This is a genomic window from Vreelandella halophila (assembly GCF_009856365.1).
GTDB lineage: Bacteria > Pseudomonadota > Gammaproteobacteria > Pseudomonadales > Oleiphilaceae > Halospina > Halospina utahensis_B.
Genome location: NZ_WMEX01000004.1, coordinates 170323 through 196827 on the forward strand (window position 1 = coordinate 170323; position 26505 = coordinate 196827).

The window sequence follows — 26505 nt, forward strand, 5'->3', positions numbered from 1 at the left end:
CCCTCGCCTTTTCAGCAGTATCCCGCTCATACCTTCACTCCACCTTTAAACTCTTCCCGCGCCGCCGAAAGCAGCTCTCCATCGGAATCACCACCCATAATGAACCAGCCCTTTTCAGGGTTCGTGTCGCCCGGCAGTGTGGAGCGCACATAAAACGAGGGCTGCGTCCGACTCCTGAAAAAACCGCACTTCTCCAGCGATAGCCCCATGCGGTCATGGCTGGTCGTTACAGAGAATACACGGGCATCGTGGTAGCTGCGGCGGCATTCGATCACCATGGAAGCGACGAGGTCCTCACGGGCCGGATCGCCAATCCAGTCCACGATCCGCACCGATTCGCCCTTCCGGCGCACCACCATCAAAGCTTCCAGTGTGCCCTGCTTATCCCGCCCCAGCAGAAACGCATAACGCGCCATGGGGTGGCGCTGGTACTTCCATTCCATGTACCCGTGAGTGCGATAAACCGACTTATTCAGGGATGGAGCCGTGCGTTCCCAGAGAGCATCAACCTCCCCTGGCCCGGGCAAAGAGTCTGCCCAAAAAAGATTTCCCGTGTAGCCTGGTGCACGGATACCGCGCAACCTATTGAGCCCCTGCAGGAACTGCAACGCAAAATCCCGTAATGACAGGCTGCGCCGGTAATGGCGGTAGTTCCAGACTTCGTCGCTGCGTTGCCACCCCAGATGCTCCAGAACAGCCGCCGCCTTAGGACTTACCCCGAACGACATCACCACAGGCGCCTTTTCCATCAGCGTTTCCTTGATCATGCGCCCCAGCCCCTGACCCCGATGACTCGGGGCAATGTAGAAATCGCAGCTCCAGAGCCCTTCCACATACTGATTGCCGTATTTGAGCGGCGCCGCCATCACGCCGTTGAAGCCCACAACGGCATCACCGTCGACCAGCACGACGGGATCGAAGTGGCCGCACACGGCCCGGTCCTCGAACTGCCAGTCCCAGACCCGCGCCTTGAAGGGCGCGTCGTCCAGCAGTTCCAGGATTCCCTGGTAATGGTCTGGCCCGTATGCAACCACCTCCACCATCAGTGCGTTCTCCGTTGCTCGTCATACCAGGCCTGGAACATCAATATCCCCCAGAGTTCAAAGCTGTAATCCTCACGCCCGCTCACATGCTCGTTCCAGAGCCAGCGTATGGGCTGCGGGCGCCACCAGCCCTGCTCCCTCAGCCGCTGCTCACCGAGCAGGGCTTCCGCCCAGTCACGCAACGGGCCACGCAGCCACTGCCCCACCGGAACCGCAAAACCCTGTTTGGGCCGGTCGATCAGTTCCCTGGGCACATGCCGGTACAACACATCCCTGAGCACCTGCTTGCCGTTGCCACCGCTGTAATTCAAATGGGCAGGAAGTCCCATGGCGAATTCCACAACACGCCGGTCCAGTAAGGGGATGCGCGTTTCAAGGCTGCACGCCATGGCGGCCCGATCCACTTTGGTGAGAATATCATCCGGAAGGTACCAGTTCAGATCCCGCCACATCAGGGTCTTGAGCGGATCATCCCCGAGTTCACTCGGCGTGGCGGCGGTAAGTGCATAGGCCGGTTCCCGCGCACCATGCAGCGCTTCCCCAGGTGCTGGCCAGAATGAGACACGCTGGCGATAGAACTCAGACAGGTCCCCCGCCCCGGCAATACAGGCTTCGGCCACCAGACGGCGCCGGATCGCGCCGGCGGAACGCCCCCATTGGGAAGGCGCCAGCGTGCGGATAAGCTGAGCCGTAAGGGAGCGCGGAAACCGCGCAAGCAGACGCCTCAAGCGCGACGAAGTCCCCCACTGCGCCTGCCAGGCCTGCTCCGTTGCCCAGTAGCGGGGATAGCCGCAGAACAGCTCGTCGCCCCCGTCACCGGACAGGGAAACGGTGACGTGCTCCCGGGTTAGCCGGCTGATCAGGTAAGTAGGGATCTGCGAAGAATCCGCGAAGGGTTCGTCGTAAATACGCGGAATATCGGGAATCAGCGGTAGTGCATCTTCCGGCGTTACATAGAGTTCCGTGTGGTCGGTGCCCAGATGACGCGCCACCGCTGCCGCATGCTCCGCCTCGTTAAAGCCCGGTTCGTCAAAGCCGATGCTGAAGGTGCGCACCGGCCGCGAGGCCTGCTTCTGCATCAGGGCCACCACCGTGGACGAATCCACACCCCCTGAAAGGAAGGCGCCGAGGGGCACATCCGAGACCATCTGGTCACCAATGACATCCTCCAGAAGCGATTCAAGCTGACGGGAAGCCTCCTGGGCCGTACCGGGCCAGTGATTACAGATGAAGGATTCCAGTACCCAGTACTGTTTCGGCTCCGGCCAAACCTGAGCCCTGGTGTTTTTAAGGTCCAGCGCGATATAGGACGCCGGCGGGAGCTTGCGGATATCTCGATAAATGGAATAAGGCGCCGGAATCAGATTATGGCGAAGCAACAGGGGCAACACAGTATCGTCGATCTCCCCCTGCCAGTCCGGATGCTGCCTGAGTGCCTTGAGCTCCGAACCAAACAGAAAGGTATTGCCCTGCCATCCGTAATAGAGCGGTTTCTCACCCATGCGGTCGCGTGCCAGGTAAAGGCGCTGCTCGCGCCGATCCGTGAGCGCGAAGGCAAACATGCCATTGAAACGGTCCAGCGCGCCCTCAATACCCCAGTGCTCAAACCCGGCCAGCATCACTTCCGTGTCCGAATGGCCACGAAAGACTTCACCCGATGCTTCAAGATCCTTCCGCAGCGCATTGAAATTGTAAATCTCGCCATTGAAGGCGATGACGTAACGCCCGGATGGCGACGTCATGGGCTGGGCGCCGGCGGGAGATAGATCCTGGATCGACAGGCGCCGGTGGATCAGCCCCAGTCCGGTGGTTTCATCGGCCCATGCCCCCTCGGCGTCGGGGCCGCGATGCTGGAGTTCCTGGCCCATCGCAGCCAACACAGCATTGTGCCCTTCAACCCTCGCGCCATTCAGTGGCCAGAAGCCAGCCAGTCCACACATCCTTTGCTCCCTGTTTCATTAGTCGTCGGCTGCCGAAGCAGACGCTGGATAAGCCATAAAGCTTCATTTCCGTAGATGGCTTAGATTGATGTAGCTCCAGAGCCAGCAATTTGGCCATGCATCATCAGACAATGTCGTTATACAGATTCCTTAATTTAGTAGCCGGCCTGTGGATCGAGAAGCGTTCTACTGCCTCGGCTTGGTACTCCAGGAACGCCTCTTTGCGTTGGGGCAATTCGTTAAGATCGGCCAAAATATGGTCCAGCAAGGATTCGCTGTCTCCATTTCGGCTGATCCTTGCAGGAGTACCTTCCAAGACCTCTCTAAGACCTACGCAATCGCTTCCAACAATGGGGACACCCGAGGCAAGCGCTTCCATTGCCAGAAGACCGCAGGCCTCCCAGCGTGATGGCATCGCCACGAGATCAACGCCCTTCAGTGCCGCAGCCATATCGTTCGTCTGTTCTGCCTGATGAAAATAGGATCCCAGCCCCTTTTCCTGAAGATACTGATAATCCTCTCTTATGAAACCGCCCCAACCAAACGTGATTACATGGGGCATTGAACCTAGAAGCTGCCTGCTGCGGATCTGCTCAATCGTATCAACCAATAGACGGAAACCCTTCTGGCTCATGAAGCGCCCGAAAAAGCCAATGAGCGGTATCGATTCATCCAGGCCGAATTCACTCCGAAGATTTCTCGCCCTCCCTTCCTGGAAATACTCGGTATCCACGCCGTGCAGGATTCCGTGGAGCCTCTCCTCCCTAACCCGCGGGAAAAAGCTCTTTAGATTGTTCTTCGCATCCTCCGTGACCGTGTGGATTGCCGTCATCCTTGTGAACAGCAAACTCATGGCCGCTTTCGTGACATGGCCCTTAACCCCGCTGAACTGCGCAGACAGGAAGACATCATGGGCGGTCATCAAATGGGGCGTCCTCAGCCCGGTCCGCCCTATTTCGGTCAGCAACCCGGCTGAGAACCCATGGGAATGAATAAGATCAAAATCACCACGCCTTAACAGACAGCGAATCTGGCGAACGAAACGTGAATATCCCTGTTCGGCAGTGATCAGTCTGAAACGACCAGAAGGCAAAAACTCATCCAGATAATCGGAAAGCCCTGCATCTGGGGCGATCAACGTGAACTGACAATCCGAAAAACAGTTTTGACCAAAAACGTACCGGAAGAAGGTTCGGATACCGCCACCCGGTTGGAGAGCGGTCATCAATATATCCACAGATTACTTGATCCCTTAATCTTGTTATCGCGATAGGTTACCAGGTGGTATCACGGGGCTATTTTCCTGTATAACCTCTCCCATTCGGTTCGGATTGCCTCCGGCCTCAACGCTTCTGCTGCCCAAGCCTTACCGTTATCAGCCATCACTTGCCATCCTTCAGCATCACCAAGGATCGCTCTTACCGCATCCACCATCGCCGCGACATCACCGACAGGGAAAGTAACCCCTGCCCGGCTGTTTCGGGCGATATCCGGTATTCCGGCAACGTCGGATGCGACAAAGGGCGTTCCGCACGCGCATGCCTCAAGAAGCACGGTTGGAAAGGCTTCCGAGTAGGATGGCAGGATTAACAGCTTGGCGGACCGCAGGATAGATTGAACCTCTCTTTCCCCAAGCCAAGGATAAAGCTGACATTGACCCTCTACGGTGGGGTTCAGAGTATTCGTATAGCACTCAAAACGCGCGATATCTGCCAAGTCCTCAGCCGCACGCACCATGTCACCCACACCTTTTTCCCAACTCCAGCGCCCGAAAAAGACGACGTCCCCCGTACGGTCGTGCAGGCTTCCTGGGGAGTCCGACCTTATCCATGTCTCATCGATGGCATTCGGAATAACAAATAAAGCGTCGTGAGCGCAGAATACAGTTTCAAAATCTGTCCTGAGCTTCTCACTAAGGAATACATGGGCTTCTACTGAGCGCCACGTCAACACAATTAATGCAACTGGAAAAAAACGGGGCAGATAAGCCCGAACCACATCCGAGCTCTTGTGGTGTTGAATGCACAGCGGGAGCCCGGCTAGTTTTGAGAACCAGATATAGGGCAGCGTTCTTACGGCATCACCGGACGAACCCACTATGACGTGCACAACGTCGTAGGATTTCCTTATGCGGTACAAACCGAACAAAAAGCTTAGAAGGCTTTGGAGATAGGTTCTCACGGCCCGCGATTTTGGCCTATAGCAGTGATGAAATACATGGAGGTCCATCCCGGGATAGGCCTGCCTCAGTGTTTCGGTCACCTTGACGACACCACCATTCATCCTTGGTGAGTAACCAACTACGAGAACCCTGGGTGTTTCATCACTACCCATTTGGTTGAACTTCCTGTTTGAATTGGTTCGACCATTTCTCAATGTTTGAGACCGGGAGTGAAATGTCTATTGTACGCTCATCCAGAACCATTGATTTGAGTTCCTCGAATGGCCTATAGCGGTCAATCACGGGAAGGTTGATGTCCTTACCCATACTGTTCGCCCTGTGATCGACGCCTATAATGGTCGCTCGGCGCCTGTGCTTCAGTGCGTAGATCCCGCCATGAAGCCGATTGCCAACGTAATCCAGCGCCAGGGATGAATCGCTCAGTAGCCGGTTATACGCCCTCAAGGTTGGCGGAATAAACTGGAAATGACGATCAAAGCCTAAACTCCGGACGTAGTCCAGATCCCCGGAGCCCTGACACCAGAAAAAGCGGTTAGCGTACCTGGAACAGACCAGGTCAAGAAGCTCGGCGTCCCTTTCTTCATTGCGGCTGTAATCCGTAAGCACGCAAACGGCTGACTCACTTGGGGTTTGTGGAATACTGGCACAATGATCGGGCGTAAGGCTCCAACAGGTCGGACAGCCGGTGTTCAGCACATTGTCAAAACCAATCTCCCTGAGCCGACTTTCAGTATAGGAATCCCGTACCGAATGGTAACGCTGAGAATCAAGCAGACGGTTCAATAACCATCTTGTGTAGAAATCCGTTTTCCGGGAGGCCTGACTCCGCCACCCGATACCCATAAGCACCACGGGCTTCAGCTTGAATGCGTCAATAAAGCCTACATTCCATTGCTTAATCAGCCCCATATGGGCATGGAGCAGGTTCGTCCCGCAAGCGATGTTATAGCAAAGCTGCTTTTGAATGCGATAACTGGTTCTGCTCAACTTCTCGTGGGTCGGGAAGTAAAACGCCTGCGCGTTCAACAGTGAATTCAGGACCTCCCTGGCCGACTCCATGATGATGAGATCACCCGTATTCTCAGTCGCAATGCTTGTATCCAGAATACCCACTTTTACGGTGCCATCTGTCATTTGAATCCTTTTATCAGTTCGTCAAAATTCACCATCTCCAAAGGAGGCGAGTCATGAGCATGAGTGATGCGGTCCCAAACCCCGGGGCGAACCCCTGAAAATCGCGGGCAATGAGTGCGCAGGCTATAACAAACTGTAACGGATAACAGGCTTGTAACCTACCGCTGATCGATTTAACTTGATTTAACGGCATAGGTTGCCTGCCACCTAAACCCCTTTTTGGAGTTTCGACATGAATACGCTTGGCTTCCGGAAAATCGCCTGCCTTCTCTCGGCTTGCTTCGCATTCGCTACAGCCTATGGCCAACCCAACATCTCCGCCGTTGAACCTGTCGATCGGGCCGAGGACGAGGGAACTCAGTTCTTCCGGGTTACCGGATCCGGCTTCGGGGACAAGCAGCAAGGCCCCCCCGTACTGCATGACTTCGGCACATACACTTTTGAAAATGGCGAGAGGAACGATTTCCAGGGAAACTTCTTTTCTCATGGACAGTACATGCACGACGCCAACGACGACCCCATGCGCATCTGGGACGGCGTCGGAACCCCCGGGGGGGCTATTGATCGGGCGCCGACCGCTTTTATCCGAGACGGTGACCACAGACATGAAGCCGTTGGCGCCCATTATCGTATGCGTGGAGGCGCTTTCGTTGGCCTCCCAATGGCTTACGGCGGGGATCATGACCTGGATCCGGACTTGAGGCGATTCGCCCGCCCCGACGGCAACACCCAAATATACGTGTCCTGGTGGATTCGAACTGAATTTCATCCTAACCGCCATGTAAAAATAAAGCCGACCGGAATTGACGGCAACTTCGACTTTGGGGAGTCCGAATTAACCCGCGGCGAGCGCTTTGTTGTTCCCGGCGGTGGGGCGCAAGGTATCGATGTCGATGGCTGGGTTATCGGCATCAACGACGACGGATGGCTCGAAGTGGAGTTTGACACCATGTCGAACCTCCTGCGCCTCGCGGGCAAAACGCTGGTTGGGCAATCGACTGGTGCAGAGGCTTACATTTCAGACGACACCGGAACGATTGAGTCATTCACCAGTCCAGAAAAATACGCGCGCATCTGGGAAACAGGCGGCGGCAACAGCGGCATTCGGGCCTCTTGGGCACTCGACAGAATCTATGTTGCTTCGAGCACGGGCCCTGGTGACGGGGGCAGGGACTATTTTCGACCCGACCTGACCCCCCAAGCCTGGAATTTAATGGAATTCATGATTGATAAATCTCGCGGCACTGCCGAGTACTGGGTTAATTTCGAAAAGAAAGGAAGCTTCAATTTTGACCCCTCAGTTGCCGAACACGTCGAATCCAGCCCAACCCTTCAAGTGGTAGGTCAAAATACTGGAGACTTTGGGCTAAATACCTTTGAAATCAGTGAACCCTACATGGATAGTACCTGGCAACGAGTTATTGTAGCCGATTCAAAAAACCTCGAGTCAGCAACCTCCTACGAGTTGCAGCGACCACTAAGTTGGTCCCGAAATAGCCTTGAATTCGCCTTTACTCGAGGTCAGCTACCCCCGGAGGATAACACCTATTATCTCTTTATTTTTGACCGCAATGGCACGAAAAATCCAGAGGGATACCCTCTCAAAGTGGTCTCCCCCCCGAATCCCCCGTCTATAGAGTCGATACAGTGACAGGTTTGATCATTGTCTGGAGCACTCTGCCCGTTTGGGCGAACGTTCGAGCCTGGAACAGAGTGCCGCTTCACTGTCAGGATAGTTAGAACCTCATCCGATGTTAGTGTCCTACACTGGACCGGGGTAGTTAAGCTCAGACCCGTCTGCCGTCCGTGAATTCTTCTTATCAAGCATTGCAGGCGAGCTACTTTTTATTTACCTAATTGATTTTAATCGATATTTATATTATCCCCAAGAAGTCAGACCCTAGCATCGGGTGGAATAATAATTCCTCGAATGTTATAACGAGCACTCCCTGATGGTCCTATGGTGTAAACCTATTCAAATGTGAGTCTGCAAATGGAATGTGTAATCGTCTACAAGGAAGAATATCCATGGGATGTGCGGGTGGAGAAAATCGCACTCAGTTTGGCGAAGCATGGCTACTCCGTCACAATCCTCGCTCGTAATCTACAGCAACGACCAACACTGGATTCTCAGGAATCAGTGAGAATCCAAAGGCTACCAAGATTTAAAGGGCTACCGAGGGCCCTACGCCAGCTTCTAAACCTACCTCTCTGGTTTAACCCGGTATGGCTTTGGCACCTTTTAACTGTACTACCTAAATCTAGCCCCTCAGCTCTTATCATCCGGGATCTTCCACTTGCCAAGATCATCATACCCCTTAAAAAACTCCGAAAAATCCACACCGTCCTTGATATGGCCGAGTGTTATCCGTTGATGTACAACTCAATCCAAACGTTTTCATCATCGAACGGTATGGGACAAAACCCCTTTAAAAACCCCCGCGTCGCGCAAAGGTATGAGCGTAAGGCGATACACCACTTCGATCATATCTGGACCATGATCGAGGAGTCTCGCGAACGCACGATTCGAATGGGCATTCCGGACCATCGGGTCACCATAGTCAGTAATACCCCCCCATTGGACAAAGTTCCGGGCGACAGGCCACCACATTCAGGGAAACAAGTACGAATCGTATATGTAGGTTTCTTGAGTCGACTGAGAGGCTTGGACACTCTGCTCCAAGGTGTCAACATATTCCTGAAGGACAACCTACGTGAACACATTAAAGTCGATATAATTGGCAAGGGAAGAGAAAAAGAAAGTTTGTCGCGCCTAATAAAAGAGTTGAAAATAAGTGATGTCGTCACCATTCACGGCTGGCTAGAACAAAAAGACGTTGATAACCTTCTCGCCAATGCGAATGTTGGCGCCTTGACTTACCGCGACTGTGACCACTGGAACCACACGATTCCCAATAAAATATTCGATTATATGGCCTCATCGCTCCCCGTCCTGGCAACCCAAATTCGGCCAATATCGCGTATTATTCAAATCGCAGACTGCGGCGTAGTCTGTGAAGATCAGAACCCTCAAGACGTTGCAGATAAGCTTTCATTGTTGACTGATCCAATGGAACGCCAAAGGATGGGAAGCAATGGACGAACTGCAGTCATCGAGCGATACAATTGGGAGAATGACGAGTCACAGTTATTATTTGACATAAGTAGAATTTCGACCCAATAAAAACAATTCATTTTTTTAGTTCTGACTTGGTCTTTACTAGTACTGCATAGATCCTAGAGTATCTTTTTAGAAAACCTTTAATTCGCGGCAGTATTCTAAGATGGTATCTATACCTAGCTGATAAGGGCATTCGATAATCTAACCCCCTCTCCATCACAATGATACAGGGGCGGCAGGTCCCACATGGAGAGCCCGCCTTCGTCGGTGTATGGCAAAACCAGGTCAACTCCATCACATCCATGAATCCTTGCTTCTCACACCATTCCTTCATGTCAATTTTTGAATATTTTATCAAGGGGAATTCAAGGCTCTGAAAAAGAACACCAAAAGGATATTCTTCATCGTTATAGTGCTTTCGAAGGAATTCATTATCACTTTCCACAGATACTTCAATACTATCCAGCCCTTCATGCCTGCAATATTCAGGGATCCATCTGTACTGATCACCGATATATCGAATCTTGATCAGTTCATTGTAGGCTTCTTGTATCTCCTCAACGGCTGGATAATCGTACCTGGATACAATCTTAGATTCGTAGAGTTGGCCTGAAACCCCGGGATGATTCTCTAACAGCTCACGCAAACGCCTCATTGCAGCAAGCTCGGATTCCGTCGATGGCCTCCCGGGATCTCGTATGTAATGGGGCTTCACATTCTTCCCGTCCGCTAAGAGTTTAATCACCCTGAACGTTGAATCCCAACCACCAGTCCAGAAAACATCCACTGGTTCTTGGCTACGCTCTTCTTCACCATCGCCATTTTTAAAATCTGATTTACCCACACCAGTCTCACTTATTTTCCAGACAACCTTCTATGAAAAGTCCTTAAAATCGATTGAATTATAAACAACAGAGAATAAGTCCGAATATTTTTCTTGAAATATTTATACTTCCTAGGCCGAACATATATGAGTTTTTTTTTGTATTCTTCCCAGTATTCAGAATCACTTTTATTTATTGAATCAGCGATTTCATCCTTGCTTCCGTAGAGGACCTCCATAATCTCCTTGGTTTTCTCCTCGCTCGCTCTGATTGGCCTAAAGGATTGATCCGCTTCCAGCGTTTCAATATTAACCTCGGGGACGCAGTCTTCTTTCAAATCAATGGTTGCTATCATGCGCACTTTGGTTTCAGGATGCCAAAGATCAAAAAGGAAATCGCCCAAGCTATATAAAATGACTCCCTGATTATAGTATTCGATAGGTTGAATAACGTGGGGGTGATGGCCAATTACCACACTAACGCCTTCGTCAATCAGCCGTCTTCCAATCCTTATTTGGGACGGCCCAGGATATGGAAGATACTCCAGCCCCCAATGAATTGATACAATAAGAAATCCATTGTGCCGGGATCTTAGGGCCCGGACCTCCTCAAAGATATGCTCTTCGCTCTTTCTGAAGCTATAGGGAATGTCATCAGGTGACCATTCTTCAGGTCGCATCGAGAATGCGACAAGTACATGCTCCTTGTTGCCCTTTCTATAGACGAAGGGTTTGGTCGCTCCATTTACGGGATCATCAACTCCAATTGCTTCCATCCCATATTGGCCAATATTTTCGACCGTATCCTGGAAAGCTTCCTTCCCATGTTGCATTGCATGGTTGTTTGCAACACTCAGAATATTAAATCCTGAATCTTCAAGCAGGGCCAATGACGCGGGCTCGCCTCGCATTTCATAGGATGGCAGATACCAAGATCTCAGATTTTTGTTCGAGGCTACGGTTTCCAGATTACCCACAGTAATCTCAGCGGCATTGAGTATGTCCTTGACCTCACTGAAGAGGTCCGCGCCATTCTTGGCTAACGTGTGGCGCATACCGTGGCCTACACAGACGGGGTGATCGCCAATCGAGATATCCCCTACTGCCGCAATCTTCATGCGAACGTCTTCAGTCATGTTGCTGGTCTATGTTTTGAATGAAATAACCGCTTTTGTTTATCAACAGCCCTGAATCGGCCGTTACTGTAACCTTGATGTCGATATTTGCATTGTGCTTTTTCTTAACATTTTCGCGTAAATAATCAGAAATATGGTGTTGCCCTTTTCTAGGACAAGGCGATACAGTCATGGAGAATGACGTGTAGTCATTCTGTTCAATCTGAAAACGAAATACGTCACCGTACTCGTTTTGGTATTGGTTGATCATCTGAGAGAACTCAGATGCATGAAATTTTTTTGATTCCGATAGATGTACGAAACGGTTGGCACTACGCCCTTCGAGTTCCTCGACGACAAATCTTCCTCCAAGGCCATCACATGCACAACGTGTAAGTCTCAGCGTATCTCCAATAACATACCGTATGAAATATTGTGACCGGCGAGACACATCGGTGATTACACATTGCCCATTAACCCATTCTACAATCAACCATGGGTTAACCAAGTGCAGATGCCAATCTTTACACTCAAAGGCAATGATATCGAACTCGGTCGCACCATACTCTTCGACGACTGGTGCATTAAATATACGCGCGAGGTAACGTTTCTGGCTTTCCAGGATCTTTTCAGCAGTGCAAATAATGCAGCTTACCTTTGGCGGTCGCCAACCATTAGCTTCCATCAATCGTGCGGCCTCGAGAAGAAGCGACACATAACCGTAAATGTATGCTGCGCGTGTCTCGGTCAGCCTCTTTACCTGACGAACCCCATCCGCTGCTCCTGGATTATAGGTCTCACGATTGAGAAGCAAATCTCCAATCCTTGCTTTGAGGCTGTCATCTACCCGCCCCCACAGCCGAGCTTCACGTTCTCCAAGTTTGATTCCGTAATGGCGGAAACAATAATCCCTAACTCCAAGCAGACGACCAAGCTCGGCTTTGGTTAGACGGACACTTGTTGGCTCACCAGTACTACCGGAAGTATGCCGACCAAATCCCTTTTTGTGACTTGAATTGTTGCTCTGTTGTCTAAGGCCCTCTTTTGTCAGGGTTTGAGCAACCTTAAGATCGCCCAAGGAGGCCACAATCTGCCCATTTGCACTCCTCGGCATCCCTTCCTGTAAGCAGGTGTCATGAAGCTGCATAATTTCCTCGTCACTTTTCCTCCAGAGTTCTTCGACAACTTGACGCCAATAGCCAACCCGCAGGCCCAGAAGGGCAAAAAATGAACGTGTTAAAAGAAAACGAAAGGAAACCACACTACGCCTCTTTCTGGAGGACTGATTTATAGATATTGGAATATTCGAACGCAGTCTGTTCTGCTGCGTACACCTCTCTCACTTGCCTGCAAGACCAAGCAACTTTCCTATTGCGCTCCTCCGGATTATCAAGGCTATGAAGTAACGTGCGAGCAATTTCGGAGGGATCTCTACTCTTAAGGAGCCAGCCACCTTCTTCCTCTCCTAGTAAAGCTGGGATTGCTCCGACCGGGGAGGTTACAATCGCGAGTTCCATTGCCATCGCTTCAAGTATCGTTATAGGCAAGCCTTCTGTCTTTGAAGGCATTGCCAGCACGTCCGCGCCCTTCATCAGTGCGGGAGTATTGTCGCAAAAACCGGGGATCAATACGCTATCCGTGAGACCCTTGGCGGCAGAAAGCGCTTCAAGTTGAGCTTTCAGTCTACCTTCTCCGACAATTATCAACCCTGCATCGGGCCGAGCGTTTTTCACCAAAGCAAACGCCTCCACCAAACTGTCAAAGCCCTTTTCCTGAGCCAGTCTTCCAACCCCGAGGATAATCGGACGATGCTGTTTCAGGAACGCTGATAACCCCCTATCCAGCTCGCTCGTTGCTCTTTTATCAACTTCCTGAAAATCCATTCCATTCGGAATCACAATTACTTTGGTCTTTGGGAAGGCTAATCCCGACAGTTCGTCTCGCATGCTCTCACTGACCAGAATAACTGCGGAGAATCTTGCCAGAATCAATCTGTCTAATAATTCGTATATCCACATCTTGGTAAAACGCCGAGCGTGAACATACCCATGAAGTGTGGCGATCAATGGCATTCCCCGCCACTGGCGTGGCCATATCCCTGCCAGGATGTTGAATTTATAGCCATGTGAATGCATCAGGTCATATTGCTCATCCTTCGCCCAGCGAACGATTAGTGCCATTTCCTTTAGATTAAGACCAGGCTTCATCCGCCAAGGGATGACCGGCACATTCAGGCGTCTGGCTTCTGATTCAATGGGCTTCTCCTCAATGCCGGGTTCACCGGCACTGAGTATCATGGGGTCAAGGCCTTGCTTGATCTGTTCGGTGACCAGTGTGAGCAGCATTTTCTCGGCGCCATAAAGGCCACCGCTATCAATCAAGTGTAAGATTTTCATAGCTCGGTAACAGAAGCGGGGTAGGTTATTTTTTTTCGTCTTCGCACACTTCAGGGCCTAGTTTTTTCAGACGATCCATTGCTTCCACCGGCACTAGGAAGCCGTTGTGTGAGCCATGAATCATCATGGTGCGGTAGTTCGAAAGATTATCTACAAGTTCAGTCAATTCTGCTCCGGTAACCTCAAGCATCACAACCGGGCGATCCCTAGAGATGATATCGGCACACTCTCTAACAATCTGTGAATCACAGCCCTCAGCATCGATTTTCAGGAAACTAACTCGAAAGTCCTGAGGCAGGAAGTTCCTGAGCGGGTAACCCATAACCACAAAGTCTCCGCCTTCAGGGGTCATGTGAGATTGATAGAGGTTACCGTTCGGAATCACGAACCCTAGAGGGCCCGCTTTATTGGTGACAGCCGCATTGATCAGAGTGATGTTCCCCAGTGCGGTCCGCTGTACGTTGGAGCTCAGCAGGTCAAACGTCTGAACAATCGGCTCAAACGCAATTACTCTGCCCTCATTCCCCACCAGTGACGACAAGAGAAGCGTGTAGTGGCCAACATTGGCACCAATATCCACCACCCAGTCATTGGGTTGAACAATGTCCCTTAATATTTCGAACTCTTTTTCTTCAGAGCGGAATTGATTCCGGTCAATAAGCTTGCCATAGCGCCACCGGCGCACTTCCTGCTTGACGGAAGGCGGCAGCTTTCGGAATAAACTGGCTTTCATTCCCATAGAGTTAACCTTTCCTTGGCGCCCAGGTGGTCCGCTTCTCTCCGCGCTGAAATGCCTGGGCGGCGTAAAGGCAAGCCAGATTGAGAAGCACAAAGTAATACGGTATCGCGAACAGGCTCGAGAGTTCTTCCCCTTTGCTCTCCTTGCTATGCCCGGCACAGGCCACGCCGTAAAAGCCAATCTGGGCCCAGAAGGCCAGCGTGTACCACACGCCGTCGTTGGACAGGACTGTGGAAACCAACGCCAGAATTGCCAACGGCACGAAAGCGTAGTATCGCAGAACCTTATGGGACAGCAGCTGGAATGCGTAAAGGCCATGGTTGAACGGGTTGAGTAGTTGCCTCATGTCGTACAATGCCCAGATGGCCCGAAGGGAGACGCGTAGGCGCATGGCGAACTCGCTTTCCGAGTCCTTAAGGGCCTTTTCCTTGAGCAGTGCGTCAGGTTCGTAGATGGCCCGCCACCCCTTCTCTACAACCTTCAGGGGTTGGACGAAGTCCGGGAGCTGATCCGGACTCAGCGGCTCATACAGATTCCGACGCATGGCATCGATGCCGCCATCCACACCCACGATGGAGCCCACGGCCGTTTCCTTTGCACGCAGCCAGTTCTCGTATTTCATGTAACTGCTGCAGCCATCGCCCATCAGGGAGCCGTCGTCGTGGGTGTAGACCATCTTGCCCGTCACATAGCCCACTCCCGGGTCCGCGAAGTTGCGCACGAGCTTAGCCACGGCATCTGGTGCCCATTGGGAATTGGCATCGGAGAAGATGATGATCTCGCCCTTGGCCTCGGGGGCGATGAGGTTGAGGCCGGCGGTCTTGCCCTGGCGGGGGGTCTGGCGGAAGAGGCGGATGCTGACGTCGGACTGGCGGGCGTAGCGTTGGACGATTTGATCGGTGTCGTCCTCGGATTCGTCGGAGACGACGAGGATTTCCAGGCGGTCCCTGGGGTATTGCTGGGCGATCTTGTTCTCCAGCGTCTCGGCAATGTCCTTCTCCTCATTGTAGGCGGCGATGAGGATGGAGACGTTGGGCTGATAGTTGTCGTCGTACGCTACCGGGCGCTTTTTCAACGCCAGCAGGCCCATGAGGGCGGGGTAACCAATGTAGATGTAGACGACCAGGGCAGCGGAGAGCCAGAAGAGCGTTTCGAGCATCAGGTGGCGGCTCTCAGGTTGAAGGTTTCAAGTTGGGTGGTTTTCTGGTCCAGGACGTTGGCGACCGTGGTGAACTCGAAGTGATTGACGAGTTTTTCCAGGCGGGCCTCGCACTTGTCCAGGTTGTTGTAGTGGCGGAACTTGGAGAACCATTTGACGTCGAACCGGGGCTGGCCGGGGTCGATCTCCCAGGGGTGCAGGTAGAAGATGAAGGGCTCGCCCTGGCGGTTCGCCTGGTTCAGGCCCCACTGGCTGAACGGGTACGGGTAGAGCCGGAAGTAGCCGCCGCCGGCGATGGGCAGCGTGAAACCGCCGAGCTTGAGCGTTGTCAGCGGGAACTCGATCAGCTCATGGCCCTTGTCCGTGGTCAGGCGGTGGGGCCAGCGGGGGCTGCCCGGCATGCCGTAGCGGTCGTGGCGGACCGGGAATATGGAGGAATCCCAGGTAAAGCCGGCCTCGGCCAGGATGTCCAGGGCCCAGCGGGACTCGTTGGTGATGGAATAGCTCGCGGCGCGGTAGCCGTTCACGGGCTGCTGCACCTGGTCTTCCAGCAGGGCCTTGGACTTGATGGTTTCCTCGCGGAAAACCTCCGGGGTCTGGTTGTAGACGAGTTGGTGGCTGTAGCCGTGGCTGGCGATCTCGTGGCCGGCTTCGGCGATGCGTCGCACCAGCGCGGGGGATTTCTCCGCCACCCAGCCCAGTACGAAAAAGGTTCCCTTGACGCCCGCATTGTCGAAGATCTCCAGCAGACGGTCGGTGTTGGCCTCACAGCGGTATTCCATGGACGACCAGTCCTCGGGGCTGATCACCTCGGAAAGGGCCGCCACGTGGAAGTAGTCTTCCACATCGATGGTCAGTGCATTGGATATGCTGTTCATGGGTTACCTGAGGTTGTAACGAACGCCGATCTGGATCCAGTTCTCGTCGTAGTCACGAGCACCCTGACTGTCGGCGGATTGGGTCTCGTGGCCAATGCTGGCGTTCAGGGTGAGATCCCGCGTCCGGCGGTAATCCAGGCCCAGTTGCCCGCGCACGGTATCCCGCTGGTCATCGCCGCTCTCGCCAAACTCCTCCCGCGCGTATCCCACACTGCCCCGCCCTGTGAGATTCGGGGTGAGCTTGTGGCTCAGGGCCAACTCACTGCTGAGCCGGTCCTCGGTCGTGCCTGAGGCTTCATAGTCGGATCGGGTGGCGGAAATGCTGAGGTCCGTCCGGGTTCGCCCTGTCCACTGCTGACCGGCGCCTACGTTTAACGCTGTAATCACAACGGCCGAGGTCTCGGTCAGATTCAGGTCCAGTCCGGGTATTCTGAGATCCACTTCTGAAGAGACATCTGTGATGGAGCGGCGGAACTGCGCGAATGCGCTCGTCCCCTGCCCCCACTGGTGGCTGTAGCCCAGCTCGCCCGTCATGCCTTCCGAGTCGTTCACCAGTGGGCCCTGCTCACTCTCGAGCCAGGAGTAGCCCAGCTCCCCATTCCAGGCGCCATTGCCCCGCTGCCAGCTGAAGAACCCGTTGGCGCTCCGGCGCGTCAGTTCTTCCTCGGTGCGCCGGTACTCGATATTGCTCTGGCTGAGCGCCAGCCCCCCGTTCAGGTTGCGGGTGAACAGGCGCTGCCAGCGACCGGTAGTCACGAGCCGATCACTGTCGTCATCCGAGGACTCCTGAAAGCGGGTCATCTGGTATTCCACATCCAGCGTCAAGGTATCCAGGCGGCTCGGGTAGGCAATAAAGCTGGGGCCGGTTGCCAGGAAACTGCGCCGTTCACGGTTAGCCGGGGAATCCGGCACCTGGGTGGTGGTTCGCACGTCGCGCACGCTGCCCCGGGCACTCCACCGGACGTTGCGGTTGGGCTGGCAGTTGCCGGAGGCATCCAGATCGGCGCTGACCTCGTCGCTGTTGGTGTCGCGCTGGTAGGTCACGAAGGCGACGTCGCCACCGATGGCCGTTTCACAGGTGCCCGGGTCCGAGGTCTTGTTGATGCCCAGGCCGACCCGGTGCTGGAAGTCGCCTTCCTCGTTGCCAGAGGCGCGCTTGTCGATGTTATCCGAGTAACGGGTGTTCGCGAACACATCCACGGTGGGGGGATTCGCCCACGCTACCGCCATGGGCCACAGTGTCAGGACTGCACCGAAAATCGCTTGTTTTGTTCCGTTCGTCCTTGAACCGGGACCTTGAAGGGTCCGTTCAGGCATTCAGTATGGCTCCGACGAATTTGTTGGGGTCGATGCCCCCAACGGCGTTTTCCACCTGGGTGGTGGTGACCTTGCCGTGGGGAACCACGAGCATGGTGTAATCACAGAGTTCGGTCAGGATCCGGGCATCCGGTGAATCCGCGATGCTGGAGGTATCCAGGATGATGAATCGGTCCGGGTAACGCTCGCGGATAGCGCTTATGAATTCCTCCATCCGCCAGCTGGTAAAGAATTCCGAGGGCGACTCCCGCCGGCTGCCCGCAGGGATCAGGCGAAGGCGCGGAATCCCTGTCGGATAGATGATCCGGCCAATGTCGTACTCAGGATCCTCAATGAAATCGGTCAGTCCCGCGTCCGGCATGATGTCCAACAGCGAATGAAGGCTCGGATAGCGAAGATTACAGTCCACCAACAGGGCCGTCTTGGACTGGTCGAACGCGAATGCAGCCGCAAGGTTCACTGACATGAAAGACGCGCCAGCGCCTTCCACGGCACCTGTTACCACCAGTGAGAAATTGGTGTTGTTACTGACTTCCAGCAACTGGGTCCGCAACTGGCGGAAACGGTTGACCAGGTTCCGGTCCGGCGATTCCGGGTAGATGATGCGTCGCTCATCCAGATCATCCCGATTCAGACGCCGGGGCTCCTGCATGTTGGCGATCTGCTTGCTGGCCTGGATTTTCTCGCTCAGATCCCCCCGCTTACTGACCAACTCGTGGCCGTCACTGCTCGCCCCCTGGGTCTGGCGCTTCGCGTGGGGCCCGCCATCGCTTTTTTCGGTTGCGTCCGGCGGGACCCGATCAAAACTGGCATCACCACCCCACTCGTTCCCGGTGCTCGGCGATACTTCCCGATCCTGGTCGTCACGCCCCCGCCCTGAATCACTCATCCAAGTACTCCCGTCATTCTCAGGAACACCACGGCACCGTAAGCACCGCCTACCGCGGCAACGCAGACCACCATAAGCACGTAGCCCCGCTTTTCCCGCCGTCGCTCGTAGGGTGTCCGCACCCTTGGAATACTTCCCAGCAAGGGGATATCCAGCGCGTCACGCATCTGTTCCGTGGTCCTCACTCTGGGATCGATCTGCAAGATACCGACCAGCAGGCCAAACGGCGCCATCAGCCCCAGGAGCCACCCCACCGAGGCGAAGGTCTCGAACTGGAGACCTGACGGATTGAGGGGATACCGTGCCTGCTCATGGACCTGGAAGGACATGCCCTGCCCTTCAACATCCAGGTGCATTGAGACTCTGGCCCGCTCGCGACGCTTGAGCAGATCATTGAAGATCTCCCGGTTCACCTCGAGATCCCGGGTCAGTTCCGACCTTTCCGCTTTGTTCTCCTGGATCGTTTCCATCCGGTTTTTCTGCTCGGCAAGGCGCCTTTGGAGAGCACTGATGCGGGTTCGGAGGGACTCCTCGCGAGCGGTAACACGTGACAGCTCTGTCTTGAGTTCCTGATAAAACGGGTTGAACATCAGGTTGCTACTGTCATTCTCGGGCCCGGCAGGCTGGCCACTGGACTGGCGTTCCTTCAGTTCCCGGATCTGCCGCTCAAGGCTTGCCACATCTGGGTAGGAGTCCTCGTAGCGGAGCCTGAGTTCATCCAGGCGTTCTTCCATACGACTGATACGTTCGGCCAGTGGGCCCGCAGCGGCATTGCTTGAGCTGCTCACCCCTTCACCGCTGGAAACCTGTTCCAGCTGTTCTTCCAGCGAGCGCTTCTGGGCCTGAACCTCTTCCAGCTCCAGTTCAGCGCCATCGATGTCGCTGCGGATGCGCGCCATCCTGGAGTTGGCTTCCTGCTCCGTGCCCTCAACGTTGCGCGACAGGAACTCCTTCAGTTTCTGTTCGGTGTTGCTGATCTGCTGCTCGTAGGACTTCACCTGCTTGTCGATGAACTCGTAAGCACTGCGGCTTTCTTCACGCTTGCGCCGATTGGTTTCGGCAAGAAACAGCTGCCCCAGCCGCTGGGCGATCAGGTAGACCTGCCTGGGGTCCGTATCCTGGTAGCGGATCGTGAAGTAGCTCTCGCCCTGGGCGCTGACACCGATATTACGCCTCAAACGTGAATAGAGCCCTTCCAGGCGCTCCGTGGACATCTGGGAAATGTTCTCGTTGAAAATCCGTTCGGACTCCAGAAGCCGTTCCAGAACCCGACGGGAGTAGAGCAGTTCGCGCGCGGATGAAGTCTGGTCCGAGATCCCTGTCATCTCCGCGGATCCCTCCATAAGGGGCCGGATGATATTGCTGTCATCCACGAATATGACCACTTCCGAGCGGTACTGATAGGGGTAGATGAACCCAACCGCAAGCACCGCAAAGCTGACCAGGGCGAACAGCCCGACAGCCGCCCATCGGTAGTGGCGGAGCTCACGCAACAGCTCAAAGGGAAGGCGTGACAGTGGCAATGCCATCGGTATTTACCTCCAGGGGCCCGTCAGAAGCGACGTTCCGGAATTGTTATGATATCGCCGGGAACCAGGCGATGGTTCGTACTGATGTCCCCGTCATTCAGGATGGCCTCGAGATCCAGGGGAATCGCCACCACCTCACCATCCATCTGGCGATACAGTGTTGCCGCATCCCCGTTCGCAAACTCATTCAATCCTCCGGCGCCCAGGACCACATCCATGACGGTCATGCCCTGACGGTAGGGCTGGGAAGCTGGCTGGCGCACGGCACCGGTGACCCGGACCCGGTGACTGAATTCGTGGCTGCCCATCTGGGTCACGATAACGCTGACTTCAGGCTGGCGAATGTAGGGATCCAACCCCTTCTCGATCTCCCCGGCCAGGTCTTCAGGGGTCTCGCCGCTTGCGGGAACGTCCCCAACGAGCGGTACCGAGATCCGGCCATCCGGTCGTACCGGCACCTGGACGCTGAGGTCCTCGTTGCGCCAGACGACAACGCGGAGGACATCCGATGGGCCAATCCGGTATTCCTCAACCGGCTCAGACTCACGCTCCAGGGCCTTCTGGATACGGTTCTCAGAAGAATAGGGGCTCCCTGAACAACCCGCTATAAGCATGAATACCAGCAGGAGCAGGCTTACGCCCTGAATCCGCCTCATTGTCAATCTCCATGGCCGCTTCGGATCCCTTTGACCCTTGTATGATTCTGTCAGACCTTGCCGGGATCTTTCGGTGAAATGCATTACAGATTGCGCACCCATCATTGCGCTCCTTTCTTGAACAGCACCACTTCCACTGTCTGTACCATGGTCAGAATATCGAGAAGCAGGCTCTGGTTCTTGATGTAATAGAGGTCATACCGGAGTTTCTCCCGTGTGTCCTCCTCGCTGTCCGCATAGGCGAAGCACAGCTGCGCCCAGCCTGTGAGCCCCGGCTTGACCCGGTGGCGTTCACTGTAGAACGGAATACTTTCGGAAAGCTGATCAACAAATACAGGGCGTTCCGGACGCGGCCCAACAAAGGCCATCTCGCCCTTGAGCACATTGAAGATCTGCGGCAGTTCGTCGATACGGACCTTGCGGATGACATGCCCAACCCGCGTGATCCGATCATCGTCCTTCTGGGCCCAGACAGCACCGCCCTTCTCCGCGTCAGTGCGCATGGAGCGGAATTTGTGGACCCGGAAGATCCGGCCGTTCAGACCAACACGCTCCTGGCTGTAGAGCACCGGTGCTTTCAGGCCATCCTCAAACTTGATCGCAATCACGGTCAGAAGCATGAGCGGCAAGGTAACGGCCAGCAGAACCAGAGAGGCAGAGAGATCAATCAGCCGTTTACTCAATCGCGAAATGGCGGATAGTGAGAATCCTTCCGAGAACACCAGCCAGCCGGAGGTGATCATCTCCAGCGCCACCTTGCGGGTCTCCCGCTCATAGAAGCTGGCGCCCTCAATGATCCTCACACCACGCATGCGGCACTCCAGCAGCCCCTCCATCGGGAGCCCGCCGTGACGCCGGTCATCCACCGCAATCACGATCTCATCAATCCGCAGCCGGTCAATCAGGCCAGGCAGATCCTCGTCTTTCTTTTGATGGCACAGGCGCTGCTCATCCACCTGCACTGAGTCCTCATTCGCGGGCAGGAATCCAACCAGCACGAACCCCTTGCGATTCATGGGGGACTGCAGCTCCTGCTCCATCTGGTAAGCCCGACGCCCCGCCCCCAGCATCAGAACCCGGCGGCGGAAACGGTTCGCACCGATCAGTCGGAAGAACAGACTGCGGACGATACCCAGCATCAGGAAGCCGAAAACAGAGGCGGACGTCACAACGCCTTCGCCCCCCAGATACCAGAAGTAGTCCGGCAGCAGGAACGCCAGGACGTAGGAAAGTGGCAGGCTGAGGATCAGGGTCATGATGGTCCGGAGCATCATGCCGGTGAGGCCCTCCTCGAGCTTTGCCTGGTGAACCGCCAGCGCGACCATGACAACCAGGTTTACAAGCCCGAAGGCAACGGCCGAGGGCAGGACATAGGTCCAGTACTCGGCCAGCATGGCGGGATCACCGAAATAGCGGAAAAACACCGCCAGATACAGCGCGAGCACCAGGGCCAGAAAATCAAGCAGCCCCAGAATCAGAAATGGGACATGAAGATAATGTCGAAACAAACGGACGTGCGCCACAGCATCTCCTTCCTTGCGCCGTCACAGAGCGGGACAGCTGGCAGCACACCCTGTGCCACCGGGCCTGAAGCCCTGCTCAACTGACTCCAGTCTACACTGGATTAAATCAATTTCAATTTGTAACGCTGCTGGTTTTGAGGTTTTTCTCACTGTCTCGTCAACCCAGTCACCATGAGGCACAATATCCGCTCTTCATCAACGAGGGACAGCAGCAACATGGCAACCGTTCAGGACGTTCGGATCGGAATCATCGGGCTTGGTTACGTAGGGCTGCCTCTGGCAGTGGAATTCGGCAGGCTGTATCACACCACCGGTTTTGACATCGACAGCCAGAGAATTGGCCAGCTCCAGGATGGGTTCGATGACACACGTGAGGTGGAACCCGATGAGCTGGCGGCCTCAGAGCGGCTCCGGTTCTCCTCTGAACTGGAAAGCATCCGTGACTGCAACGTCTACATCGTAACCGTCCCCACACCAATCGACGCCTTCAAAACACCCGATTTCGGACCTCTGAGGGCTGCTTCCCGATCTGTCGCCCAGGTGCTCAGTAAGGGGGACACCGTGATCTACGAGTCCACGGTCTACCCCGGGGCTACCGAGGAAATCTGCATTCCTATCCTGGAAGCCGAATCCGGCCTGACCTTCAACCAGGATTTCTTTGCCGGCTACAGCCCGGAACGGATCAACCCGGGCGACAAGGAACACAGGGTCACCAGCATTCTCAAGGTGACGTCCGGCTCCACGCCGGAAACAGCGCGCTTTGTCGATGACCTGTACGCCTCTGTTATTACGGCGGGCACCCATCTGGCCAGCTCAATCCGGGTCGCGGAAGCCGCCAAGGTCATTGAGAACACCCAGCGGGACGTGAATATTGCTCTGGTCAACGAACTGTCCCTGATTTTTGAACGCCTGGGGATCGATACCGAGGAAGTGCTGCAGGCCGCCGGGACCAAGTGGAACTTCCTGCCCTTCCGCCCCGGGCTGGTGGGTGGCCACTGCATTGGCGTGGACCCCTACTACCTGACCCACAAGGCCCAGGCTGTCGGCTACCACCCGGAGATGATCCTATCCGGGCGACGTCTCAATGACCGTATGGGCGCCGAGGTCGCGGAACGCGTGATCAAGATGATGACCCGCAGCCGCATCCAGGTGGTGGACTCCAACGTCCTGATCATGGGGCTGACGTTTAAGGAGAACTGCCCGGACATCCGCAACACCCGCGCCATCGACCTGGTCCACGAATTCCAGGACTACCATGCCAACGTTGACGTGTGGGACCCCTGGGCGGACGCGGATGAAGTCCGGGAGGAATACGGTATCGAGCTGGTTAAGAGCCCTGCCGAGGGGCATTACGACGCGATGATCCTCGCGGTGGGTCATCGGGACTTTGTGGCGCTCGGTGCGGAGAAGCTGCGGGCCCTGGGTAAGCCCGCCGGCTCCATACTGTTTGATGTGAAGTACGCACTGCCCAAGCAGGCTGTCGACGGACGACTGTGAGGCCTCGGTGATCGCTCTCGCGAGTGTCAGTTTACTTTACAGGCAAAGGACAAGTGGTCCTCCGAACCACTTATAACTAACTGTATTTTAAGGCTATAAATTTATGGCCTGCTCCTTGCATAAGCTTTCATGCGTTCCACATCATATGCAAGGAGCATAGTGCGATGAAAACCTATACAAAATTGTTTAGCGTCGGTCTGCTGGCGGTAGGGGTAGCTACAGCGAATGCAGCGCCTGTATTGAAAATCAGCGGTGAGGGCGCAGCCAACGCCAATGCGGCCCAGGCCTCGTTCCTCAGCACGCTGCAACCCGGCTATGCGCCGCCCGAGGATTTTGAAAGCTACGACGTAGCCACCGACTTTAACGGTCAGATGACGTCCTTTGCCACCAGTGTCGGGACCTTTGACGTGACTCAGCCGGCTTTTAATTCACCGACTGATAGCTGTAATGATGAAGGTTTCCAGTGTGGTGCTGGCATTGCGGTCCTTAACGCTGATGAGACACCGTTCAACGGCCGGTTTGCCACGTCCCCCAGCCAGTGGCTGGACAGCATGGATGCGCAGAGCGTGAAGTTCACACCGGATGCTGATAACAACGCGGTCGGTTTTTTCATGACTGACCCGAATGACGCGGGCGGCCGCTTCAGCATCGATGGGTTCGATTTCGCGTTCAGCGACGTTTTCGGGAAATCCCTGGGTAGTGGCGGCCTGTTCTACATCTCACTGTATGATGGCGAGGGGCTCGACAACTTCGAGATCCACTCCAACGATCCGAACGATGGTTATGGCATCGACGACGTCACCGTCGGCCGTGTGCCGGAGCCTGGCACCCTTGCGCTGCTTGGCCTGGGTCTGGCGGGTCTTGGCTTCAGCTACCGCCGCCGTGCCTGATTGCCCTGTAGGGCTTAGAACTGGAACGGCACCCTTATGGGTGCCGTTTTTCTTTCTGGATACTTAACAGAAAATAAACGTCAGTTCATTTAACACCCTTCAAACAGGTCCATGAACTCGTTGACCGGGGTATTCTCGAGCGTCTTCTGATCCTTGCACAGGCTGAAGATCTGCTCGGAGCGCTTCTGGGTGAAGCGGGTCGCCAGGTTGTTGCGGAACTTCTGCTCCAGCAGCGGAATACCGTCTTTCCGGCGGCGGCGATGCCCGATCGGGTACTCAACGGCCACATTCTCGGTGCTGGATCCGTCCTTGAAGAACACCTGGATGGCGTTGGCAATGGAACGCTTGTCCTCTTCCAGGTACTCCCGTGTATAGCGCTCGTCCTCCTGAACCTCCATCTTGCCCCGGATCTCGTCGATGATGGGGTTGTTGGCGTGGAAGTCGTCCTCGTAATGCTCAGCCGTCAGGTTGCCGAAGATCAACGGCACGGCGGTCATGTACTGCAGGCAGTGGTCACGGTCGGCGGCGTTGGCGAGGTTGCCTTCCTTGGAGATGATGCGGATCGCGGATTCGTGGGTCGTGATAACGATTCTATCGATCTCGTCCAGCCGGTCCTTCACCTGGGGATGCAGTGTCACGGCGGCTTCAGCGGCGGTCTGGGCGTGGAATTCGGCCGGGAAGGAGATCTTGAACAGGACGTTCTCCATCACGTAGCTGCCGAAATCCTGGGGCAGCTTGAACTGGCGCTCCCCTTCCGGTTTGACCTGCTGGTCACGGTTGGTCTTGCTGAACAGCACGTCGTAAAAACCCCACTGCGGCGCGCTCAGGGCACCCGGAATGCCCATTTCCCCACGCTTGGCAATGTCGGCCAGACGCACGGCGCGGGAGGTGGCATCGCCGGCGGCCCAGGACTTGCGCGAGCCGGCGTTGGGCGCGTGACGGTAGGTGCGCAGGGACTGGCCGTCGACCCAGGCGTGGGAGAGCGCGGCCATGATTTCCTCGCGGCCGCAACCCATGAGCTTGGCGGTCACCGCGGTGGAGGCCACCTTCACCAGAACCACGTGGTCCAGGCCAACGCGGTTGAACGAGTTCTCCAGTGCCAGCACGCCCTGGATCTCGTGGGCCATGATCATGCCCTCGATCACGTCGCGCATGGTCAGCGGGTCCTTGCCTTCAGAAACACGCTTCTGTGAGAGGTGATCGGCAATGGCGAGGATGCCGCCAAGGTTGTCTGATGGGTGACCCCATTCGGCGGCGAGCCAGGTGTCGTTGTAGTCGAGCCAGCGGATGATGCAGCCGATGTCCCAAGCGGCCTTGACCGGATCCAGGCGGAAGGGGGTTCCGGGCACGCGCGCGCCGTTGGGAACCTGGGTGCCTTCAACGATGGGGCCGAGGTGCTTGGTGCACTCGGGGAAACGCAGGGCCAGCAGACCACAGCCGAGGGTGTCCATCAGGCAGTTACGGGCGGTGTCCAGGGCTTCCTTGCTTTTGATGTTGTAGTCGAGGACGTAGTCCGCGATTTTCTGGATGATGTCGTCGTAGTCCGGGCGGACGTTGGATTCTACGTTGGCGCTCATGATGTTTCCTTAATGGATTTTCCTGATAAAACCAGCTTGTTGATACTCCAGCCTACTCGCTACCGCTTCACTTGTAGGAGCGGGCATGCCCGCGACA

22 protein-coding genes are annotated in these 26505 nt (G+C 55.2%); 4 read left to right on the top strand and 18 right to left on the bottom strand.

Going from position 1 to position 26505, the window contains the following annotated elements; translation table 11 throughout:
* Positions 1–26: 26 nt before the first annotated feature.
* The 5 genes from GLW01_RS08445 to GLW01_RS08465 form a co-directional block, all read right to left on the bottom strand.
* Positions 27–1043, bottom strand: coding sequence for a GNAT family N-acetyltransferase (locus tag GLW01_RS08445; RefSeq protein ID WP_160898786.1), 1017 nt, complete (start codon positions 1041–1043; stop codon positions 27–29).
* Entirely contained in the window at positions 1043–2983 is a 1941-nt protein-coding gene (gene asnB / locus GLW01_RS08450; protein ID WP_160898787.1) for an asparagine synthase (glutamine-hydrolyzing), read from the bottom strand. The genes GLW01_RS08445 and asnB overlap by 1 nt, the downstream gene beginning before the upstream one ends.
* A gap of 124 nt (positions 2984–3107) precedes the next feature.
* The gene (locus GLW01_RS08455; protein WP_160898788.1) at positions 3108–4208 is read right to left on the bottom strand and encodes a glycosyltransferase family 4 protein; all 1101 of its coding nucleotides are present in this window, start codon (positions 4206–4208) and stop codon (positions 3108–3110) included.
* Positions 4209–4270: 62 nt separating this feature from the next.
* A complete protein-coding gene (locus tag GLW01_RS08460; protein ID WP_160898789.1) occupies positions 4271–5317 on the bottom strand; it encodes a glycosyltransferase family 4 protein in 1047 nt (348 codons plus the stop codon).
* On the bottom strand, positions 5310–6299 hold the full coding sequence (locus GLW01_RS08465; RefSeq protein WP_160898790.1) for a polysaccharide pyruvyl transferase family protein: 990 nt from the start codon (positions 6297–6299) through the stop codon (positions 5310–5312). Before GLW01_RS08465 ends, GLW01_RS08460 begins: the two co-directional genes overlap by 8 nt.
* Positions 6300–6531: 232 nt before the next feature.
* On the opposite strand from GLW01_RS08465, the gene GLW01_RS08470 reads away from it, so the two are divergent.
* Together GLW01_RS08470 and GLW01_RS08475 are read left to right on the top strand one after the other, a co-directional pair.
* Positions 6532–7950, top strand: coding sequence for a hypothetical protein (locus GLW01_RS08470; RefSeq protein ID WP_160898791.1), 1419 nt, complete (start codon positions 6532–6534; stop codon positions 7948–7950).
* 342 nt (positions 7951–8292) lie between these two features.
* Complete coding sequence (locus tag GLW01_RS08475) at positions 8293–9483, top strand: glycosyltransferase family 4 protein (protein WP_160898792.1); 1191 nt, start codon at positions 8293–8295, stop codon at positions 9481–9483.
* Between the two features lie 7 nt (positions 9484–9490).
* On the opposite strand, the gene GLW01_RS15745 is transcribed toward GLW01_RS08475, so the two are convergent.
* The 12 genes from GLW01_RS15745 to GLW01_RS08535 all read right to left on the bottom strand — a co-directional run bounded on the left by GLW01_RS15745 (position 9491) and on the right by GLW01_RS08535 (position 22444).
* Positions 9491–10264: a 7-cyano-7-deazaguanine synthase gene (locus GLW01_RS15745; protein WP_160898793.1), complete on the bottom strand. Its 774-nt coding sequence runs from the start codon at positions 10262–10264 to the stop codon at positions 9491–9493.
* 11 nt (positions 10265–10275) lie between these two features.
* A complete protein-coding gene (locus GLW01_RS08485) occupies positions 10276–11379 on the bottom strand; it encodes a CapA family protein (protein ID WP_160898794.1) in 1104 nt (367 codons plus the stop codon).
* Positions 11372–12619: a CoF synthetase gene (locus tag GLW01_RS08490; RefSeq protein ID WP_160898795.1), complete on the bottom strand. Its 1248-nt coding sequence runs from the start codon at positions 12617–12619 to the stop codon at positions 11372–11374. The genes GLW01_RS08485 and GLW01_RS08490 overlap by 8 nt, the downstream gene beginning before the upstream one ends.
* A 1-nt stretch (position 12620) precedes the next feature.
* Positions 12621–13754, bottom strand: a complete 1134-nt coding sequence (locus tag GLW01_RS08495) for a glycosyltransferase (RefSeq protein ID WP_160898796.1) — start codon at positions 13752–13754, stop codon at positions 12621–12623.
* Between the two features lie 25 nt (positions 13755–13779).
* A complete protein-coding gene (locus tag GLW01_RS08500; RefSeq protein ID WP_160898797.1) occupies positions 13780–14493 on the bottom strand; it encodes an FkbM family methyltransferase in 714 nt (237 codons plus the stop codon).
* A gap of 4 nt (positions 14494–14497) precedes the next feature.
* Complete coding sequence (locus GLW01_RS08505; protein ID WP_160898798.1) at positions 14498–15652, bottom strand: glycosyltransferase family 2 protein; 1155 nt, start codon at positions 15650–15652, stop codon at positions 14498–14500.
* A complete protein-coding gene (locus GLW01_RS08510; RefSeq protein ID WP_160898799.1) occupies positions 15652–16530 on the bottom strand; it encodes an XrtA system polysaccharide deacetylase in 879 nt (292 codons plus the stop codon). Before GLW01_RS08510 ends, GLW01_RS08505 begins: the two co-directional genes overlap by 1 nt.
* 3 nt (positions 16531–16533) lie before the next feature.
* Positions 16534–17760, bottom strand: a complete 1227-nt coding sequence (locus GLW01_RS08515; protein WP_160898800.1) for an outer membrane beta-barrel protein — start codon at positions 17758–17760, stop codon at positions 16534–16536.
* 79 nt (positions 17761–17839) lie between these two features.
* Complete coding sequence (locus GLW01_RS08520; protein ID WP_202405634.1) at positions 17840–18736, bottom strand: polysaccharide biosynthesis protein; 897 nt, start codon at positions 18734–18736, stop codon at positions 17840–17842.
* Positions 18733–20265, bottom strand: a complete 1533-nt coding sequence (locus GLW01_RS08525; RefSeq protein ID WP_160898801.1) for an XrtA system polysaccharide chain length determinant — start codon at positions 20263–20265, stop codon at positions 18733–18735. The genes GLW01_RS08520 and GLW01_RS08525 overlap by 4 nt, the downstream gene beginning before the upstream one ends.
* A gap of 23 nt (positions 20266–20288) precedes the next feature.
* A complete protein-coding gene (locus GLW01_RS08530; protein ID WP_160898802.1) occupies positions 20289–20921 on the bottom strand; it encodes an XrtA/PEP-CTERM system exopolysaccharide export protein in 633 nt (210 codons plus the stop codon).
* A 101-nt stretch (positions 20922–21022) separates the two neighbouring features.
* Positions 21023–22444 carry a TIGR03013 family XrtA/PEP-CTERM system glycosyltransferase gene (locus GLW01_RS08535; protein WP_160898803.1) on the bottom strand — a complete coding sequence of 474 codons (1422 nt, stop codon included), beginning with the start codon at positions 22442–22444 and terminating at the stop codon, positions 21023–21025.
* 216 nt (positions 22445–22660) lie between these two features.
* On the opposite strand from GLW01_RS08535, the gene tviB reads away from it, so the two are divergent.
* The gene (gene tviB, locus GLW01_RS08540; protein WP_160898804.1) at positions 22661–23941 is read left to right on the top strand and encodes a Vi polysaccharide biosynthesis UDP-N-acetylglucosamine C-6 dehydrogenase TviB; all 1281 of its coding nucleotides are present in this window, start codon (positions 22661–22663) and stop codon (positions 23939–23941) included.
* Between the two features lie 164 nt (positions 23942–24105).
* The gene (locus GLW01_RS15510) at positions 24106–24831 is read left to right on the top strand and encodes a PEP-CTERM sorting domain-containing protein (protein ID WP_202405635.1); all 726 of its coding nucleotides are present in this window, start codon (positions 24106–24108) and stop codon (positions 24829–24831) included.
* An 89-nt stretch (positions 24832–24920) separates the two neighbouring features.
* Here GLW01_RS15510 and prpD read toward each other — a convergent pair whose 3' ends face one another.
* A complete protein-coding gene (gene prpD, locus GLW01_RS08550) occupies positions 24921–26408 on the bottom strand; it encodes a 2-methylcitrate dehydratase (protein WP_160898805.1) in 1488 nt (495 codons plus the stop codon).
* Between the last annotated feature and the right edge of the window lie 97 nt (positions 26409–26505).